18 protein-coding genes are annotated in these 16,750 nt (G+C 46.1%); 7 read left to right on the plus strand and 11 right to left on the minus strand.

Features of this window, described 5'->3' with window-relative positions; genetic code table 11:
- Positions 1-161: 161 nt before the first annotated feature.
- The 6 genes from RS891_RS27545 to RS891_RS27570 all read right to left on the minus strand — a co-directional run bounded on the left by RS891_RS27545 (position 162) and on the right by RS891_RS27570 (position 3,844).
- Complete coding sequence (locus tag RS891_RS27545) at positions 162-401, minus strand: hypothetical protein (protein WP_315793705.1); 240 nt, start codon at positions 399-401, stop codon at positions 162-164.
- 43 nt (positions 402-444) lie between these two features.
- Complete coding sequence (locus RS891_RS27550) at positions 445-1,143, minus strand: hypothetical protein (protein ID WP_315793706.1); 699 nt, start codon at positions 1,141-1,143, stop codon at positions 445-447.
- A gap of 18 nt (positions 1,144-1,161) precedes the next feature.
- On the minus strand, positions 1,162-2,160 hold the full coding sequence (locus RS891_RS27555; RefSeq protein WP_315793707.1) for a cysteine peptidase family C39 domain-containing protein: 999 nt from the start codon (positions 2,158-2,160) through the stop codon (positions 1,162-1,164).
- A 31-nt stretch (positions 2,161-2,191) separates the two neighbouring features.
- Positions 2,192-3,106: a helix-turn-helix transcriptional regulator gene (locus RS891_RS27560; protein WP_315793708.1), complete on the minus strand. Its 915-nt coding sequence runs from the start codon at positions 3,104-3,106 to the stop codon at positions 2,192-2,194.
- An 84-nt stretch (positions 3,107-3,190) separates the two neighbouring features.
- Positions 3,191-3,379 carry a hypothetical protein gene (locus tag RS891_RS27565; protein WP_072735590.1) on the minus strand — a complete coding sequence of 63 codons (189 nt, stop codon included), beginning with the start codon at positions 3,377-3,379 and terminating at the stop codon, positions 3,191-3,193.
- 141 nt (positions 3,380-3,520) lie between these two features.
- The gene (locus tag RS891_RS27570; protein WP_053780179.1) at positions 3,521-3,844 is read right to left on the minus strand and encodes an ArsR/SmtB family transcription factor; all 324 of its coding nucleotides are present in this window, start codon (positions 3,842-3,844) and stop codon (positions 3,521-3,523) included.
- 212 nt (positions 3,845-4,056) lie between these two features.
- On the opposite strand from RS891_RS27570, the gene RS891_RS27575 reads away from it, so the two are divergent.
- The gene (locus RS891_RS27575) at positions 4,057-5,433 is read left to right on the plus strand and encodes an MFS transporter (protein ID WP_315793709.1); all 1,377 of its coding nucleotides are present in this window, start codon (positions 4,057-4,059) and stop codon (positions 5,431-5,433) included.
- A 202-nt stretch (positions 5,434-5,635) separates the two neighbouring features.
- Positions 5,636-6,850, plus strand: coding sequence for a sugar efflux transporter (locus tag RS891_RS27580; protein ID WP_113055463.1), 1,215 nt, complete (start codon positions 5,636-5,638; stop codon positions 6,848-6,850).
- A 129-nt stretch (positions 6,851-6,979) separates the two neighbouring features.
- On the opposite strand, the gene RS891_RS27585 is transcribed toward RS891_RS27580, so the two are convergent.
- The 3 genes from RS891_RS27585 to RS891_RS27595 form a co-directional block, all read right to left on the minus strand.
- A complete protein-coding gene (locus tag RS891_RS27585) occupies positions 6,980-7,429 on the minus strand; it encodes a nuclear transport factor 2 family protein (protein ID WP_315793710.1) in 450 nt (149 codons plus the stop codon).
- Positions 7,430-7,756: 327 nt separating this feature from the next.
- Positions 7,757-8,164 (minus strand): Rrf2 family transcriptional regulator, encoded by a 408-nt coding sequence (locus RS891_RS27590; protein WP_076291179.1) that lies wholly within the window; start codon positions 8,162-8,164, stop codon positions 7,757-7,759.
- 109 nt (positions 8,165-8,273) lie between these two features.
- Positions 8,274-9,110, minus strand: coding sequence for an AraC family transcriptional regulator (locus RS891_RS27595; protein ID WP_072735596.1), 837 nt, complete (start codon positions 9,108-9,110; stop codon positions 8,274-8,276).
- 118 nt (positions 9,111-9,228) lie between these two features.
- Here RS891_RS27595 and RS891_RS27600 point away from each other — a divergent pair, with 118 nt between their 5' ends.
- Positions 9,229-10,233 carry a Gfo/Idh/MocA family protein gene (locus RS891_RS27600; RefSeq protein ID WP_315793711.1) on the plus strand — a complete coding sequence of 335 codons (1,005 nt, stop codon included), beginning with the start codon at positions 9,229-9,231 and terminating at the stop codon, positions 10,231-10,233.
- A gap of 21 nt (positions 10,234-10,254) precedes the next feature.
- Positions 10,255-11,202, plus strand: coding sequence for an aldo/keto reductase (locus RS891_RS27605; RefSeq protein WP_315793712.1), 948 nt, complete (start codon positions 10,255-10,257; stop codon positions 11,200-11,202).
- 319 nt (positions 11,203-11,521) lie between these two features.
- On the opposite strand, the gene RS891_RS27610 is transcribed toward RS891_RS27605, so the two are convergent.
- The gene (locus tag RS891_RS27610; RefSeq protein WP_113055467.1) at positions 11,522-12,541 is read right to left on the minus strand and encodes a Gfo/Idh/MocA family protein; all 1,020 of its coding nucleotides are present in this window, start codon (positions 12,539-12,541) and stop codon (positions 11,522-11,524) included.
- A gap of 27 nt (positions 12,542-12,568) precedes the next feature.
- A complete protein-coding gene (locus tag RS891_RS27615) occupies positions 12,569-13,345 on the minus strand; it encodes a sugar phosphate isomerase/epimerase family protein (protein ID WP_113055468.1) in 777 nt (258 codons plus the stop codon).
- Positions 13,346-13,489: 144 nt separating this feature from the next.
- Here RS891_RS27615 and RS891_RS27620 point away from each other — a divergent pair, with 144 nt between their 5' ends.
- From RS891_RS27620 to RS891_RS27630, 3 genes are all read left to right on the plus strand, one after another.
- The gene (locus tag RS891_RS27620) at positions 13,490-14,308 is read left to right on the plus strand and encodes a helix-turn-helix domain-containing protein (RefSeq protein WP_113055469.1); all 819 of its coding nucleotides are present in this window, start codon (positions 13,490-13,492) and stop codon (positions 14,306-14,308) included.
- Between the two features lie 199 nt (positions 14,309-14,507).
- Entirely contained in the window at positions 14,508-15,212 is a 705-nt protein-coding gene (locus RS891_RS27625) for a response regulator transcription factor (protein WP_315793714.1), read from the plus strand.
- 21 nt (positions 15,213-15,233) lie between these two features.
- Positions 15,234-16,676 carry a sensor histidine kinase gene (locus RS891_RS27630; RefSeq protein WP_315793715.1) on the plus strand — a complete coding sequence of 481 codons (1,443 nt, stop codon included), beginning with the start codon at positions 15,234-15,236 and terminating at the stop codon, positions 16,674-16,676.
- The last annotated feature ends 74 nt before the right edge of the window (positions 16,677-16,750 follow it).

The raw sequence follows: 16,750 nt of genomic DNA on the forward strand, positions 1-16,750 counted from the left end.
AAGCGAGACTATGAATGCTAGTTCAGCTATTGTATGAGGACCGACATTACGACATAGATGTGGCTAAGATAAACGCAAATAAGACCGGGAACGACGGCCTTCAGGGTCATTTCCGGTTTTGTCTGTACTTTTTCTATTTTGAAGTAATTGCACTATTCCATTTATCTTAATCCAATATCCTCAAAACGATTGCCAATCGTCTCTGGGAATGCCTGCTTAATGGCATCGATGGCACGCTGTTCCGTTTCCCCTGCTTGCTCGATCAGACAGATCACCTTTTGCACATGCCCCGGTTCTTTCGCATCCCACGCTGTTGAATCCTTAACCTTCTCCATCATCTGAGCATATAGGTCTGCAAGTAACGCATACTCTTGTACCACTTGATTCATCTGATTGGACAAATGCTTAAGCTCTCCAACATAGGAGGCCATATCCTTTCTTGAATTAGCATAATAGCGCAGAACCATGGGCATCAGCAATGGCTGCATAAGCAGCGGGTCCACATGCGTAATCCTGAGGAGGCAGCATATAGTCATGGGTTTCCCATTTGTACACAGCCTGAATTAATGATTCTTTGCACACTTCCCATATGTCTACGGTTGTATGAGATTCAAGAACCTGATAGTACCAGTATGGTGTACTGTTTCGACCAAAAGAATCATAGGGCAGACGAATGACTTCATTTTCTTGACTCTCACAAATGAACAGCACCTGCTCCCCATCATCATATCCAGCACAAATAACAAACTGATCATGCCACAGAATAGCACCTACACCCCGGTCAATGGAAGCCTTGATATCCAGCAGGGCCTGCTTCTGATAGAGCGGAAAGGTTGGCACGAACGAAAATCCCCCTGACTGACTCGCTGTCACACCAATGAAATCAGCAGCTACAAAGTTCTCGGCCATCCAATTGTACGCCGAGATCGATTCTGTCGTTAGGCGCCGATCTACCACCAGACGAAACACATTTGCAGTCATGCCCGCAATCATGTGACGCGGTAAATTCGTCCACTGCTTGTGTATTAGAATACGATACATCGCATCGAGGTACGAGCCTGCGCCGCTCCAGTATAGTTGTTCATCCGCCAAATTCTGAGTCTGTGCAAAACGAATCAACTCCGGCAGCGTTTTACTCCCCATCACCTTATCCTCCCTCCCCTACCTTGCCGAATGTGCTCCCCAACGTGGCACAGTGGTACGTTTACGATCTGGATACTTTAGGGATATCAAACGAAAATAATCAACAGCCTGCTCTTCCAATGCTTTCGCTTCCAATAAAATCTGTGCCAGCTTCTCTATGGCGTCTGCCTGCATAATCCATCTGTTATGTTCCTGAATCATGCATCCCTTCATCTGAATAATCAGTGCTCCAAGCTGTTCATAACACGCATGGGCTTGGTCCAGTTCGGTCCATATCCCCCGCGCATCCTGCAAATACAACTGAATTTCAGTTCGGGACTGGCAATAGGATTGCAAAATATACACAGCACCCGATTCATCGTAATCTCCACTCCGAAGGGCCTCTACCCACACATCATACGCCATTCTGCCCGAAACGATATTCCGATCAGGCAGTAGACGATAAGGGATATCCCAATCCTCAATCGCCAATCTCAATGATTCCAACAGCATCTCTTGTTCAGGGATATGTACCTGATCACCAAAGACCTGACAGTACCAGAACCCGGTGAAGTTTAATCCGAAATTGTCATACAGCATAATCTGTGGTTCCTTGCTCCAGCCATCTTGCACATAAAAGATGCGATCACTGTCATCATACCCATGAATAACACCAAATTCCGGAATCCAGTAGATAACTCCTACGCCCCCATCCAGGCTGCGCTTCACCCAATTTACCGCATCCCTCTGGTAATACCCGAATGTGGGATGACGTGTCCGCCCCCCATCCCAGATCGTGAATATCCCCAAGTTATCGATCCCAGGGCGATGAGATTCTCCCCATTGACCATAGGCTGTAACCGACATGGGCAGCAGTCTGCGATGCACTGAAAGTTTGAATGCCATACCCGTATATCCGGCGAGCACATACTTGGAACCCTGAAACAGACCCGCATGGGTCAATACAGCGTGTAGGCTATCCACATACGATTTGGACTCCCGCTTCATGATCAGGTTGTCTAACGCAACTTCAGTCAAAAAAAAATCTCCTCTCTATGGTTGTTCCAATTCAGGTTTGCCTTGAGCTCATTGCAAGCCTGTCGATTATTCCTTCAGCACTTTGCTGGAGCTTTCGTCTAAGCCACGTTGGAGACAACAGTTCCTCCCACTCGGTAACGAACAAATGCTGTAAGAACGCCTCCGTATCATAAAATTCAATCCAGTGGACCTGATCTTGATTCTCCCGAATCCGATATCCTTGCCACAGCTCTGTTTGCTGCACTTCTCTCATTCTTATCTTAGCGACAAACGGTTTACGGACAGGCATCGACTCTTCCCATACCCCCAGCAAACCGTCTGTCTGACACTGAAACGTATCGTTCGTCATCTGCACATGAATCATGCCCTCCAGCCGGATGGCCGTTTGCTGTAAAGGGTCGAATTCATAGCCAACGACATAATCGGCGTTGAACTGGGACACCATCTTCAATGGGCACCAGGTAAATTGCCTTTCTCCGGCATGATCTCTGTAATGGATATGTACTTTGCGGGATTCGGCAATCGCATGGGACAAAATCTCAAAGGACTGAAGCTGTTGCGGATCTGCTTTAAACACAGGAAGCTGACTGCTCCCCGTCTGCTGTTCCTCAAGCGTAAAACGTTCCAGCAAATGCGCCACACGCTTCACCGCATCCGACTGATCATAATTGTAATGCCTGTAACGATGTGCCAGATACTTAAGCACCTGCTGTTCTTCTTCCGTCATATATAAATGGGGCAGCCGGTAGGTCTGATCCTCGTAACAATACCCCCGATATTTTGCTATATACACCAGGGGGGCACGTAGAGAAATCGCCATATATTCAATATCACGCTGGGCTTGGCGCCGGGATATTTCAAATTCACGTGCCAGCCAGCTGCTGTTCGGAAAACGTCCACTCCGAATCTGCTCGTCAAACCAGTGAATACGATGCATATTGCTCATTTCCCCGCCCCCTGGCTCGTTCCGTATTTAGTAATTGTATTATACCAAAAGACATGGCCCGTTCCGAAGAACAGGCCTGTTATGTTATACGGTTACTTTGTCCACTCTGGACTGCACGGCTTTGGAGCATTTCTTGCATACTTTCAGACTCGTACCATCTGTTTTCGTTTGCGAATACAACAATTTAATCCGGGTGCTGCTGCACACCGGGCATGTTCCTCTTCCTCGGGATGGTAGATTCCACAGGACGCGTCCTCTTTTTGTTTTTGCCAACGTTTGTGAACCTCTTTTCGATATGGTTTGTGTGTTCACCGTTATTATAGGGGGCATGGTACGACATAGAATGTCGCAGCAGTATGGAACAGGCCAAACATAAAAAAATGTCCCCTCTTCAACTTGAAGAAAGGACATTATTTAGGAATCATGTATTTCGGACTGAGCTGCCGCTTGTAACAAAGGCTGTAACAGACCAGGAAAACGCACTTCCAGATCCTCAGATCTTAGCGTCAGGAAATGCTGTGTACCTTGTACTCTCACCCGAATGACTCCGGCTTCCCGCAGGGTCCGAATATGGTGTGACATCGTGGATTTCACAACAGGTGCACGAAAATGACTGCATGGCTGCTCACCATTTCTGGCCGCTTCCGTTACAATCCCAAGACGGATGGGATCACTTAAAGCGTACAAAACGGAAGAAAGTTCAATATCCTCCACTTGGGGATGGTGTAAAATTTTCATCGTTGAAGTCTCCTTTTTTTCAGACTATCCATTGTATTTTAGCATAGTTCCATGATATATTTCTAATGTTCGATACCAATCGAACTTACAAACCTATTTCGTTTATGTATCCCCTGCTGTCAGGCATGGGATTCACTCTATACCACATTTTGCAAATGTTACACACCGTTTCTGAAATATTGCGAAATACACATCAATCTAGGAGGTTTTTTATGAACAACACCGCAACTGCATCATCTGGGGAACGGACAGCAGGAATACAGGAAGGGTTAATCGTAAGTCTGCTTGGTTTCACGGTTGTCCTTGTCGTTATGAATACGATGATGTTCAATCTGGCCCTGCCCAAAATTGCAGCTGAATTTATGCTCTCATCTGTCTCTTCTTCCTGGATTGTCACCGGCTATTCCATCGTTTTTGCTATTTCCTCGATCACGTTCTCACGTCTATCGGATTTTGTGCCGATTCGCACCCTGTTTACGACCGGTCTTACACTGCTTGGTGCAGCATCCGTTCTTGGTTTCTTCAGTAACCATTTTATCCTTCTGCTCATTGCACGTCTGATTCAGGCCGCGGGTGCAGCTTCTGTACCAGGGCTGGCTATCGTTCTTATTACTCGTTACATTCCAAGTGACCGCAGGGGTAAATCCATGGCTGTTGTCATGTCGGCCAGCTCACTGGGTCTTGGACTTGGACCTGTGATCGGCGGTAGTATTACACAGTTTCTCGGATGGCATGATCTGTTTATCGTTACCGGACTAACCTTGTTTCTGATCCCTGTATTTTTCAAACTGCTTCCAAGTGAGATGCCGCAAAAGGGTTCATTCGACTTGCTAGGCGCGCTGTTACTGGCGATCGGAACAACCGGCGTCCTACTATTCCTGACTTCACGTGAATGGGTAACCCTCGTTGTTGGTGCGGCTGCACTCGTCCTGTTCTGGTTACGAATTCGCCGTGCGGCTGATCCCTTTGTACAACCAGCTCTGTTCAAAAACAAAAAATATATGATGCTCAGCTCACTCGGGATTGTATCGTATATTAACAACTTCTCGACGCTGTTCCTGCTGCCGCAAATTCTGGCACATCTGTATGGCCTGACTCCGGCCCAGTCCGGGCTTGTCATCTTCCCGGGTGCAATTGTGTCCATGCTGTTATCCAATCGGATTGGTCGCATGATTGACCGGCACGGCAATACACAACTGCTCAAGTTCGCACCATGGTTGCTGCTCGCTGCGGCCGGATTGTTTGCTCTTTTTGCAGACGACAGCATCTATGCCATTATGGCCGTATACATTCTGCTTAGCGTAGGCTTCTCTGCACTAACAACGAGTGTATCCAATGAGTTGTCGGGCAATCTGACGATGGATCAGGTTGGTGCTGGCATGGGACTATTCCAGCTTAGCCAGTTCTTCAGCGGAGCATTTAGTGTTGCCGTAACTGGCGTCGCATTGACAGCCATGCAGCAATTGCCATTAGCCTCGGCGTACACTAATATTTTCTGGGGTATGACTGTGGTTGCTCTGGCATCCATAGTTTTTTCCCAGGTGTATCTGAGAATGCAGGCACGGAAGGAAACTGTCGCTTCACATTAAGCAGGTTATACAGGTTCTTACTTATAATAAATTCTATAAGAAAGCCAGGATTGGACCGATAGGGTCTGATCTCTGGCTTTTTTGTTTGTTATTAGACTATAAGATATCAATACGTATTACTTTATCTCTGTTATTCTTATATTATAAACAGATCGTATAGATTTTTTTGAAAATGATAAAATCAAGGGGATGTCTTTCGCACATGAAGCTTCAACAGTTTAATTCACTATTTCGTATCCCTACATACCGGCTGTTCCTCGTTTGTATGTTGTTGCAAGGTATGGCTATTTCAATCAGCGCGCCCTTTCTTGCGGTCTACTTTACAACCCGCCTCGAAGTATCCATTGCAACATTCGGATTATTCACTGCGGTAACACTTATGGCGGGTGTGCTGTTCAGTTCCTGGATCGCCAGACGATCGGATCAACCCGGGGCTCGCAAAAAAATTCTGGTGTCTGCCATGATTTGCAACGCTCTTGCTTTTGCAGGGTATCTGTGGATTCACGATTTCACTTTATTATTTATTTATATGACGATAATGACTGCACTCGGATCTCCCGCCATGCCACAATTGTTCGCAGCTGCAAGAGAAGCGGTTAATTCCGCAACAGATGTCGATCATGCTGTGGCCAATTCAACCCTGCGCTCCGCATTTTCATTGGGGTTTATTACGGGACCTTTAATCGGAACTTTACTGATTGCGTATATTGGGTACATCGGCATTTTCAGTTCAACGTGTTTTATTTTTCTGATCAATGCGGTATTATTTTTCTTTCTGTTAAAAAAAGCTCCCGAGCCTTCTTCCATTCGTGCATCCTCGGGTAGCATACACATGAAATTACATCAGGATGCAAGAATCTATATGCCTTTTCTCATTACCACACTTCTGTATATGGCACATTGGATGAATAACCTGAATGCTTCTCTGTTCATTATTCACCATCTGGGCGGGGGAACCCGGGAAGTTGGCTGGATCTCCAGTTTATGCGCGGGGCTTGAAATTCCGATTATGCTAGGTTTGGGTCTGCTCGCCTCAAAATACCCCAACCGCTCACTCATGTTATGGGGTTCCCTTATGGGTGCCGCTTATTATGTAATAGTTTTGTTCTCTACGGAACTGTGGCACTTGCTGGCCGGACAACTATTGCTCGCATTCTTTGTTGCCGTTATCTCTGCTATCGGAATCAGTTACATGCAGGATCTGCTTCCGTCCATGCCCGGCTATGCGTCAACTCTCTATTCCAATGCCTCCACGTTGGGAAGATTATTTGGTAGTCTGGTCGGGGGATGGACAGCCGGAGTGTGGGGGTATCGGAATTCCTATTGGGTATGTCTAATCCTTGTTCTGATTTCATTAGGTATGCTTGTTGTCACACAACAATTATCAAAAGAAAAACGTCAGACCCTTTCACTCTAAGCAAATCCGCATGCAAGACTGAGTGAACGTAAAAGCTTGAATAAAACAAACCCCCAAGAGGACGCAGCTATAGCGCTCTTGGGGGTTTGTTTATCATCGTTTCAATATTCTTTTATGTGAATACAAACACTATTCAAATAGATCCAGTCGAAGACGCTTCAGGCTAGTATGCTGGATGAGCCATTGACCATCGATTTTGACAAACGTTTCATGGTAATGTCCAAATCCATGAAACGATTTATTGTCATTGCCTTCAGGGAACGTCACCCAATCTTCCATTGGAGAGATGACTTTGGCTTCATTCTCGGATACAAATTCAACTTCGGCGCTATGTACATGATGCACAGTTACGGCAACATCCACCAAATCCCGGAATACTTGAACGATGGTGTCCCGACCTGTCAATACCGGGATTGGATTGCCTTCTGTACTGAAATCTGCTAAGGCATCCGGAGCGAACACGTCACCTAATGCATCCCACTGCTTCGTATCAATATAACGGCAATAGCGCGCTTTGGTGTTCCTAATGTTTTCCAGTGCAAGCAGTTGTTCTAGTTCTGTAATGGTTGATTGGCTCATGTTTTGTCCCTCCAGAAATCTAAGATGTGAGCAAATATGTATTAATAAAATTCTTCCTTATTGTACCATCCCCCTCATATTAGGTACAACGGCATATTATACGTTTTTATATTAACTATCTTCCCTATCGTTGAAGCACTCGGATGTCGAGGGTATACCTTGTATTGCTCTCTTCCAGAGTCCTTTGTAGACGTATAACTTCAACTTCAATCCTCATCCGAGTACAGCAAAAAAAAAACCTTCCATCCCCCTTAAGCGGGGAGGAAGGTTTTTAAATTCGCGCTTCAACAGGCGCAGTTATAGGATCAACTGGACCTCCGATTCAGGTTATACGGAATGTGCAGCTTTCATCTGGGCAGCCAGCTCAGACATTTTTTTATTGTGCAAATAACTCTCCATCTCTTCTTCCGCACGGACCATCACCTGCTGAATCAGGCAGCCTTCATTATGATCCTGCGAGCATTCGAACAAGGAAGCCTGCCCCTCAATGGCATGGATAATCTCCAAAAATGAAGGGTCCGGATTCTTCCGGCTAAGCCGATAACCACCATTGGCACCCGAAGTCGATTCGATCATGCCGGCTTTGACCAGCTTGGTCAATATTTTAGACAAATAGGTTGGAGATACTTTTTGCATCTCAGCTAATTGATGTACACTGACCAGTTGCTCCGGTTCGGTCGCAACCAGAAAAAGCATGGTGTGGAGGGCATAGTTTGTAGCTTTCGAATATTTCATGAGGGCACCTCATTATATACGGATTTAATTTATCTATAATAGACTTGATTGAACGCTCTGTCAAACGTCGAAGATTCCCGCAGAATCAAACAAACGGACATCATTACATTTAACTGTGGTAAAGCCCCCGATAATCCGTCGGAGTCATGCCTTCATGGGCTAAAAACTGGCGGTTAAAATAACTGGCATTGGGATACCCCGCCTCCTCTGCGATCTGTCCAATGTTGGCCGTCGGGCGTTCCAGAAGCCATTGCTTTGCCATCTGCAACCGTGAACGAGTTATAAATTCCATCGGGGTCATCTCCACAGCACTTTTAAACATTTTGCAAAAGTAATACGAACTTACACCCGCCATATCCGCCCAATCCTGCAACAAAAACGGTTGGCATGCCTCCTGCTGCATCTGTGGAAGCAGTCCAAGGATACGACTCTCAGCCTTGCTTGTGCGTGTGCTTTTCAATGGAACCGCATGCTGCACGAACTCAGCTAGCACAGCGTAAGTCAGGGTAGATAGTTGGGCAGGACGCAGCATCCGGTTCTGCTCGGCTTCATTTAGTAGGGCCATATGCGCTTCTTCCCATGGCGCCTGCTGGCGCAGCGTCCACAACAGATTGCGGTGCAACCCCCGCTCAATCATATAATCATGCAGGCGTTCACCGTAAAAATGAACCCATCGCACATCCCAGGGATCATCTTCACTGCTGTAGTAATGCTGCCGCTGCAGCGGGAAATACAGTACAGCCTGACCCGCACGTAGCTCATGCACTACTCCCTCCACTTCCACGTACCCCTTGCCCGCAGCAACGTAGTGAATATTGAAGTTGTTAAGTGCGCCAGCCTCACGTAATACGGTGTGCTCAGGATGGTCAACATATAGTCCAACAGATTCTGGATAACAAAAATACGGAATATCCTGTAGCGTCAACAATACAGTCTGTCTCATCATGGCCCATTCTCTTTTCTAAACAATATTGTGTTAACTCATTTCAATATATTATCATTTTAATTCATTCATCTATTACTTATAATCACAATATACATTCATTCATAGGAGGAAACAACAAATGAATTCAGATCGAAAACTGCGCTGGGGAATTCTTAGTAGCGCTAGCATTGCCGTAGGATCCGTTATTCCAGGTTTGCAGCAATCCGAGTTGAATGAAGTGACTGCCATTGCTAGTCGAGATGAAGAAAAAGCAAAACAAACTGCTGACAAACTCGGCATTGCTCAAGCTTATGGCAGCTATGAAGCTTTGCTTGCTGACGATTCCATTGATGCGGTCTACATTCCGCTTCCGAACCATCTGCACCGGGAGTGGACACTCCGCGCCGCAGAAGCTGGTAAACATATTTTGTGTGAGAAACCGTTGGCACTGACGGAGCAGGAAGCTCAGGAAATGGTGCAAGCCTGCGAAGACGCTGGTGTGCATCTCGCTGAAGCTCTCATGTACCGACACCATCCACGATATGATCAGATTAAGGATATTATCGCCAGCGGAGAAATTGGTGAGATCCGCGGCATTCATAGTACATTTTCGTTCAACAGTTCAGGCTCAACAGGTAATGTTCGCTTTCGGCGTGATTGGGGCGGTGGTGCGCTGTATGATATCGGCTGTTATTCCATCAGTGCTGCACGCTTGCTGCTTGGCCAAGAGCCTTCGGCGGCAACCGTCATTGGCATGTTCTCCCCTGAGCATGGTCATGTGGATATGATGGCTTCCGGCTTGCTTGAGTTCGACAATCATATTGGCGTCACCTTTGACAGCAGCATGTGGGCAGCCTTCCGCAACACACTGGAGGTACTTGGATCGGATGGCATCATTGAGGTTCCTTCTGCCTTTATCAGCAATCGGGATCGCAGCTCCAACTTCTTCGTAACTGTTGACGGTGAGCGTAAGGAGATTGAAGTCCCACAGGTGAATCACTACTCCCTCCAGGGCGACGATATGGCACGGGCTGTGCTTCAAGGTAAGGCTCTGCGTTTCGATCCATCCGATGCTATAGCCAATATGAAAGTACTCGAAGCTTGTCTTCGTTCAGCAGAAGAACGTACACGTATTACACTATAAGAAGAGAGGATGAACTGAATTATGGAATACATTGAAATTGCTGGTGCAGGAAAACCTATCTCCCGATTGATTAAAGGAACTGATTATTTTTACCATGATTCCTATGAGAAAGCAGCTACGAACATGGATGCATTCCTGGCGATTGGCGGTAATACCGTTGACTCCGCACATATTTATTGTGGCGGGCAGAGTGAAGAAGTGCTCGGACGTTATATGCAGGAACGTGGTAACCGTAACGAGATTGTTATTTTGACCAAGGGTGCGCATCATGACCAGAACGGCCCACGTGTTAATGCTAATGCTATCCGTAGTGACCTTCTTACCAGTCTGGAGCGGCTGCAAACGGAACATGTGGAGCTCTATGCTCTGCATCGGGATGATCCAAACATCCCTGTTGGCGCGATTCTCGAAGCGTTGAATGAACATATTGAATCCGGCAAAATCGGCGCGATCGGCGCCTCCAACTGGACTTGGCAGCGGCTAGAAGAAGCTAATGCATATGCAGCTGCCAATGGTCTGAAAGGTTTCACTTTCAGCAGTCCGAATCTCAGTCTTGCCAAAGCGAACGAACCGTTCTGGGCAGGCTGTGTATCGGCAGACGAAGAAACACTGGCATGGCATGAACGCACTAAGCTTCCATTGCTCTCCTGGTCATCCCAAGCCCGTGGATTCTTTACTGGACGTTTCACACCTGAAGTTCGGGACAATGAAGATCTGGTTCGTGTGTTTTACAGTGACGGCAACTGGGAACGGTTGCACCGTGCTGAACAGCTGGCCGAGTCGAAAAAGACTTCCCCCATCCAGATTGCTCTCGCTTATGTATTGAATCAGCCGTTTCCAACCTGTGCGTTGATAGGTGCCCAGAATCAGGCAGAATTGCTCTCCTGTGACGAAGGATCACGTATCACCCTATCTCCTGAAGAAGTCGCATGGCTGGATCTCGGCAGTGATGTGAAGCCTAGCATCTAATACGGACATATACGTTTTGAATCAAGCTTAAAGATTAAGGGACTGACTCTTCCGCGATGTAGCGGAGTGGTCAGTCCTTTTTGGAATGCCAGTTAACCGTTCAAACATAATAACATGCTGCAAAACAACAAATCGTCGCTCGTTGTGCCCCGCATATCGCCAAACACCGGGTTCCGCTGTCCTCTGTTACGTATAGCTGATTGTCATGAAAAAAGTAATAAAAAGAGACTACCCGCCAGAAATATTTATCTGGAGGTAAGCCCCTTTTTAATATGAGATAGTCACACTAATTAAATTAATGATAATGATATCGTTACGATTACAGCTTCACGATCTGACCCGTTTTCTCAGATTCGAACGCTGCCAGAATCACTTGCAGGGAACGCAGACCTTCTTCGCCGGAAATGCTTGGAGGTGTTTGCGTTACAATTGATTCTACAAAAGCATCAATAACGCCGCTTGGTACTTGTTTCTCGTTGGTAGCCATTGCGCCAACTTTGTATGTCTCAACCGTACCGTTAGTCAGCTCAACGATAACCTCGTCGCCTTCTACCGTTCCGATCTTCATCACACCGTTTTCACACCACAGAACCGTACTGTTATCGCCTGCTCTGTATTGTGTCCAGCTCGCTACCAGTGTACCAATTGCACCGCTCTTCATGCGAAGCAGGCAAGTTGCGTTATCGTCCACTTTGGTGTTTTCCTTGTGCAGTGTGCTGATGAAACCAGCCACTTCAGACACTTCATCATCCAGCAAATAACGGATAAAGTCCGACTTGTGCACACCAAGGTCACCCATGGCTCCCATAATTGCTTCTTCTTTGCGGAAGAACCAGCTTTCTGCACCGTCTACGCTCCAGCCTTCCGGACCCGGATGACCAAAGGAAGTACGGAAATTCAGGACTTTACCCAGTTTGCCGGAATCCAAAATTTCTTTGGCTTTCACGTGTGGAGGCATCAAGCGCTGGTTGTGTCCAACCATCAGATACACACCGTTTTTCTTGGCAGCTTCAATCATTTGCTCGCCTTCTTCGGTTGTAACCGCCATCGGTTTTTCCACTAGTACATGTTTGCCGGCATTCGCAGCAGCAATGGCCATCGATGCATGCAGGTAGTTCGGCGTACAAACGCTGACTGCATCCACTTCTTCGCTTGCAAGCAATTCTTCGTAGCTGGAGTAAGCTTTACCGCCGTAAGTTTCGGCCATCTTCTCCGCACGCTCCACGATCGGATCGGCAAAAGCGACAAGTTCTACGTTCTCATTGGCAGCGTATTCTGGAATATGTCTGCGCTCGGCAATGGCTCCACAGCCGAATACAGCAACTTTAATTTTACTCATGTACAAATGTCTCCTTTGACAAATAAATTAGAATTGGTTCAAGTAATTCTGCTTCAGCCAGTTATGGCTGTTGGCTACGCTTTCAAGCGGTGGATTCTGGCAAACGTCCTGTTCCACGATCAGCCATTCTACACCTGCACTTGTAGCCGCTTCAATAACAGCTGGCAGATCAACGGAACCTTGTCCCAGTTCCAGTGTCTTCATCTGGCCCTGTTCGTCTTTGCTGAAGTCTTTCAAATGAAGCAACGGCAGACGACCTGCGTATTTGTTGATGTACTCAATCGGATTTTGTCCGGCAAATTGTACCCAACATACGTCCATTTCCACTTGAACCGCTTCAGGCGTCGTTTGAACAAACATTGCATCAAAGGCATTTTCGTCGCCAACCTGACCGTGGAATTCGAAATCATGGTTATGATAACCGAAGATCAGACCCTGTTTAGTCGCTTCTGCACCATATTGTTGCAATTCGTTGAACAGTTTGGTCCAGCCTTCTGCATTCTCTGGACGATCTTCAGGCATCAGGTAAGGGCAGATCATATATTGAGCCCCAATAGTTTTGAGGTAGTCGATTTGTTGTTGCAGATTTTCACGCATAGCATGCAATGAAACGTGGCTGCTGAAACCTTTCAGTCCAAGCTCATCCAATAGCGCTTTCATTTCTTCGGCAGGAATGTCACCATATCCGGCGAATTCGACACCTTCATAACCAAGCTCTGCTACCTTGCGCAAAGTTCCACGGAAATCTGCTGCAGTTTCATCACGGAGTGTAAACAATTGCAAACCAATATTAAGTTTTTTCATAATAGATGCACCTCTGCTCTCAAATTTGCTTTCATTGCTCTATCTGGTATCATCCTAACGCAAAACAGGCTAGAATGAACATATACAATATCGTCAGAACATGAACTATCTGATCAAATTTTTAAATTTGGAGGATTACATCTTTTGGAAACCTCAGTACTGATCTGTGACTATTCCTATCACTATAAGGCGTTTAACCATAATATGAAGGGCGAATTGCAGACTTATCTGTTCCGTCTGCAAACCGAAGGCTCTTGCAAGGTATATGTGCAGGATGAAGAATTTAAGATGATTGGCGGCGATTTACTACTGCTTAAACCCGGAGACGACTATCACCTCGTGGTAGAAGAACCTCATAAGGAAGGCAGGTTATCCAGCGGAGACTATTATTTGTTCTGTGAAGGGGAATGGATTGATAGCTGGTGGAAGCGTCACCATCGATCTACTGTGAGCCACATTGGGCTGGATGATAAATTGGTCAGCCTCTGGCGCAATATGCTCCTGGAGAAACGCCGTGGTCCGCTGGAGGAAAATATAGAACTGAGTGATGCACTGCTGCGCGGTTTGTGTCTGTATATCGATCGAGCCATCAAGGAGAATATCCAGACGGATCGTTCCGTTTCCTCGACACTGAAGCTAAAACGATTCATTGAAGAGCATGCCACCGTCACATTCAAACTCGAAGAAGCCGCCCGCTACGCAGGACTAAGCCTGTCTCGTGCAGTGCGATTGTTCAAGGAGCACTATGGCCAAACGATGATCCAGTATGCGATTGAGATTCGGCTGAACGCTGCCTTGGAGCGTATGAAGTACAGTGATATGACCTTGGAGCATATTGCCGAAACATGCGGCTTTGCAAGCTATTCCTATTTTCACAGGGTGTTCCGATCCCATTTTGGAATGTCCCCGGCCGAATATCTCAAATCCCAGGCTCATCAATCCATCGATTTGGAGCATTTATAAATATAGTTGTGGCTCGATCCTCTTCTTTCTTCATGATGAGAGCAGCTGATTTTCAATCGGCTGCTTTCTTTCAAAAAAACCTCTTGTAGTTCCCATGACTTCACGAAAACAAACCTGTATAGTTAAAATATAGTATTCTTACAGATTCATACATAGGTTAGTCTTATACTCTACCACTCTACTATTTGGAGAGATTTCAATGGAAACCAAACGTAAAATCCTAATTATTGAAGACGAACATGATATTTCGCGCATTTTGCGAGATTATTTAACCAAAAATCAGTATGAAGCGGCAGTGGCCAGCAATGGACAAGACGGGTTGCAGATGATGGACATGTTGCAGCCGGATTATATTATTCTGGATATCATGCTTCCAGATATCGACGGGATCGATGTATGTCGGGAAATTCGGCGGAGAAACAACATTCCCATTCTCATATTGAGTGCACGAGGCAGCGATACAGACAAGGTTCTTGGCCTTGGGTTTGGGGCGGATGACTATATGACCAAACCCTTCTCCCTGAGTGAATTACTCGCACGAATTAATGCCCACTTTAGACGATATGACAGTTTAGCTTTAGCGAGCGAGCAGGACAGAACAGATCTGCTACGTCTGGCTAACCTGGAAATTGACAAGAAAGCCTATAAAGTTACCCTAGAAGGTAACGAGGTTTCTCTTTCCGCCAGGGAATTCGAGCTGCTGCACTATCTGGCGAGCAATAAAAACCAGGTCTTCTCCAAGTCTCAATTGCTGGATGCAATCTGGGGATATGCTGCATATGGGGATGAAAATACGGTTACCGTGTATATTCGCAGACTGAGAGAAAAAATTGAGGCGGACCCTTCCCATCCTGTTGTTCTGAAGACCGTCTGGGGCGTCGGATACAAATTCAATCATGAATAGGCAAAGTTTGGAGGAGGCCACATGTCACTGAACACATGGTCCGCACGATGGCTCAAAACAACATTCATCCTCCTGTTGATTCTGGTCGGAAGCAGTCTGGTTTTATTTCTTAATCTGCTAGAAAACCGAAATTCGACTGAGTCTACAGTGTCGATCCAGCAAGTTCGTCTCCGGGTTAACCCCATCCTGCTCAACTTGGAGCAGAACATTGATCTCCTGCAGGAAACAAGAGTACGAGAACATCTTCTTTCCATCGTCAAGGAAAATGGGGTTGAGCTTTCCTATGTTGGATTGGATGGGACTATATTGCTATCCTCTTCTCCCACCTCCGAAGGAAAACAAGCCAATCTGCGATCAGCCCTGCATTATGATCTGAATCATACCGTACAGGCCACGAATGGAAACGATTCGCTTAACATCGCTTTCCCTATTATGGCTGGTCCCGAAGGAAGCCAGATTGGCAATGCCCTCTTCACGATTCCTAAGGCAATAGTTATGGTGAATGAAACGGTGATATTCCCTTTCTTTATTTTGGGTACACTTTTGATTACTTCCCTGATTCTTGGCATTTATCTGGTGTTGATGAAGAGAAAATTTAAGACACATCTGCTCTCCCCCATTCATCAGTTGAAGCAACATGCCGAATCCATTCTCAAAGGGAAATATAGTGAACCGATACAGTATAACCGCATGGATGAGATGAACGAACTATACGCCATGTTTGATCTGATGCGTACAGAAATTATGCATTTAAGCGAACTTCGTATCCGGCAGGAAACTGCGCAAAAAGAACTCATTACAAATATTTCTCACGATATCAAAACACCGATTACAACAGTAAAAGCCTACATAGAAGCTATTCTGGAAGGAATATGCTCCGATAAAGAAACTCTGATGGAGTATATGAAAGTCATGCAGACCAATACGGACAAAACAGCCCGTCTTGTCGAGGATCTGCTTGTTCATGCATTGCAGGAGCTGGGGCAGATTTCTGTGGAGCCTTATGAAGTATATAGCAGCCCCGCCTTTGAGCGTATGTTACAACCGATTGGACATGTTGTTCTAACCAGTGGAATGATCTATGAAGCACCCAAAAACATTCCTAATGTATTAATCCAAATGGACACTGTTCGAATTGAACAAGTCATTTCCAATCTAGTCTCGAACGCTCTTAAACATACTTCTCCGGGAGACGCCATTCGTATAAATGTAGAGCTGGAAGCCGACCAACTCAACGTTACAATCGCTGATTCAGGTCAGGGAATACGTGCACAGGACATGCCTTTTGTTTTTGAACGTTATTTTAAAGGCCAGACTTCCTGGTCAAACCGAAACGCTCACGAAGGGACAGGCCTAGGTTTGTCTATCTGCAAAAGCATTATTGAGGCGCACGGAGGACATATCTCCTTTTCAAGCAAAGAAGGACAGGGTACAACCTTTCAGTTTAATCTCCCAATCTGCTAAGTGAATAAGAGACCCTGTCTGGTCATATGGTGCCTGTAATACTTTATTCATAATTTGATAAGGCTTCATCAATA

It is taken from the genome of Paenibacillus sp. BIC5C1, assembly GCF_032399705.1.
Taxonomy (GTDB): domain Bacteria; phylum Bacillota; class Bacilli; order Paenibacillales; family Paenibacillaceae; genus Paenibacillus; species Paenibacillus taichungensis_A.

What these genes read in the sequence shown, in the direction of transcription:
- RS891_RS27560 (WP_315793708.1), bottom strand. Translation starts at nt 3,106, where the DNA reads ATGAGCAATATGCATCGTATTCACTGGTTTGACGAGCAGATTCGGAGT.
- RS891_RS27590 (WP_076291179.1), bottom strand. Translation starts at nt 8,164, where the DNA reads ATGAAATATTCGAAAGCTACAAACTATGCCCTCCACACCATGCTTTTT.
- RS891_RS27630 (WP_315793715.1), top strand. Translation starts at nt 15,234, where the DNA reads ATGTCACTGAACACATGGTCCGCACGATGGCTCAAAACAACATTCATC.
- RS891_RS27595 (WP_072735596.1), bottom strand. Translation starts at nt 9,110, where the DNA reads ATGATGAGACAGACTGTATTGTTGACGCTACAGGATATTCCGTATTTT.
- RS891_RS27610 (WP_113055467.1), bottom strand. Translation starts at nt 12,541, where the DNA reads ATGAGTAAAATTAAAGTTGCTGTATTCGGCTGTGGAGCCATTGCCGAG.
- RS891_RS27570 (WP_053780179.1), bottom strand. Translation starts at nt 3,844, where the DNA reads ATGAAAATTTTACACCATCCCCAAGTGGAGGATATTGAACTTTCTTCC.
- RS891_RS27585 (WP_315793710.1), bottom strand. Translation starts at nt 7,429, where the DNA reads ATGAGCCAATCAACCATTACAGAACTAGAACAACTGCTTGCACTGGAA.
- RS891_RS27575 (WP_315793709.1), top strand. Translation starts at nt 4,057, where the DNA reads ATGAACAACACCGCAACTGCATCATCTGGGGAACGGACAGCAGGAATA.
- RS891_RS27550 (WP_315793706.1), bottom strand. Translation starts at nt 1,143, where the DNA reads ATGGGGAGTAAAACGCTGCCGGAGTTGATTCGTTTTGCACAGACTCAG.
- RS891_RS27600 (WP_315793711.1), top strand. Translation starts at nt 9,229, where the DNA reads ATGAATTCAGATCGAAAACTGCGCTGGGGAATTCTTAGTAGCGCTAGC.
- RS891_RS27625 (WP_315793714.1), top strand. Translation starts at nt 14,508, where the DNA reads ATGGAAACCAAACGTAAAATCCTAATTATTGAAGACGAACATGATATT.
- RS891_RS27580 (WP_113055463.1), top strand. Translation starts at nt 5,636, where the DNA reads ATGAAGCTTCAACAGTTTAATTCACTATTTCGTATCCCTACATACCGG.
- RS891_RS27615 (WP_113055468.1), bottom strand. Translation starts at nt 13,345, where the DNA reads ATGAAAAAACTTAATATTGGTTTGCAATTGTTTACACTCCGTGATGAA.
- RS891_RS27605 (WP_315793712.1), top strand. Translation starts at nt 10,255, where the DNA reads ATGGAATACATTGAAATTGCTGGTGCAGGAAAACCTATCTCCCGATTG.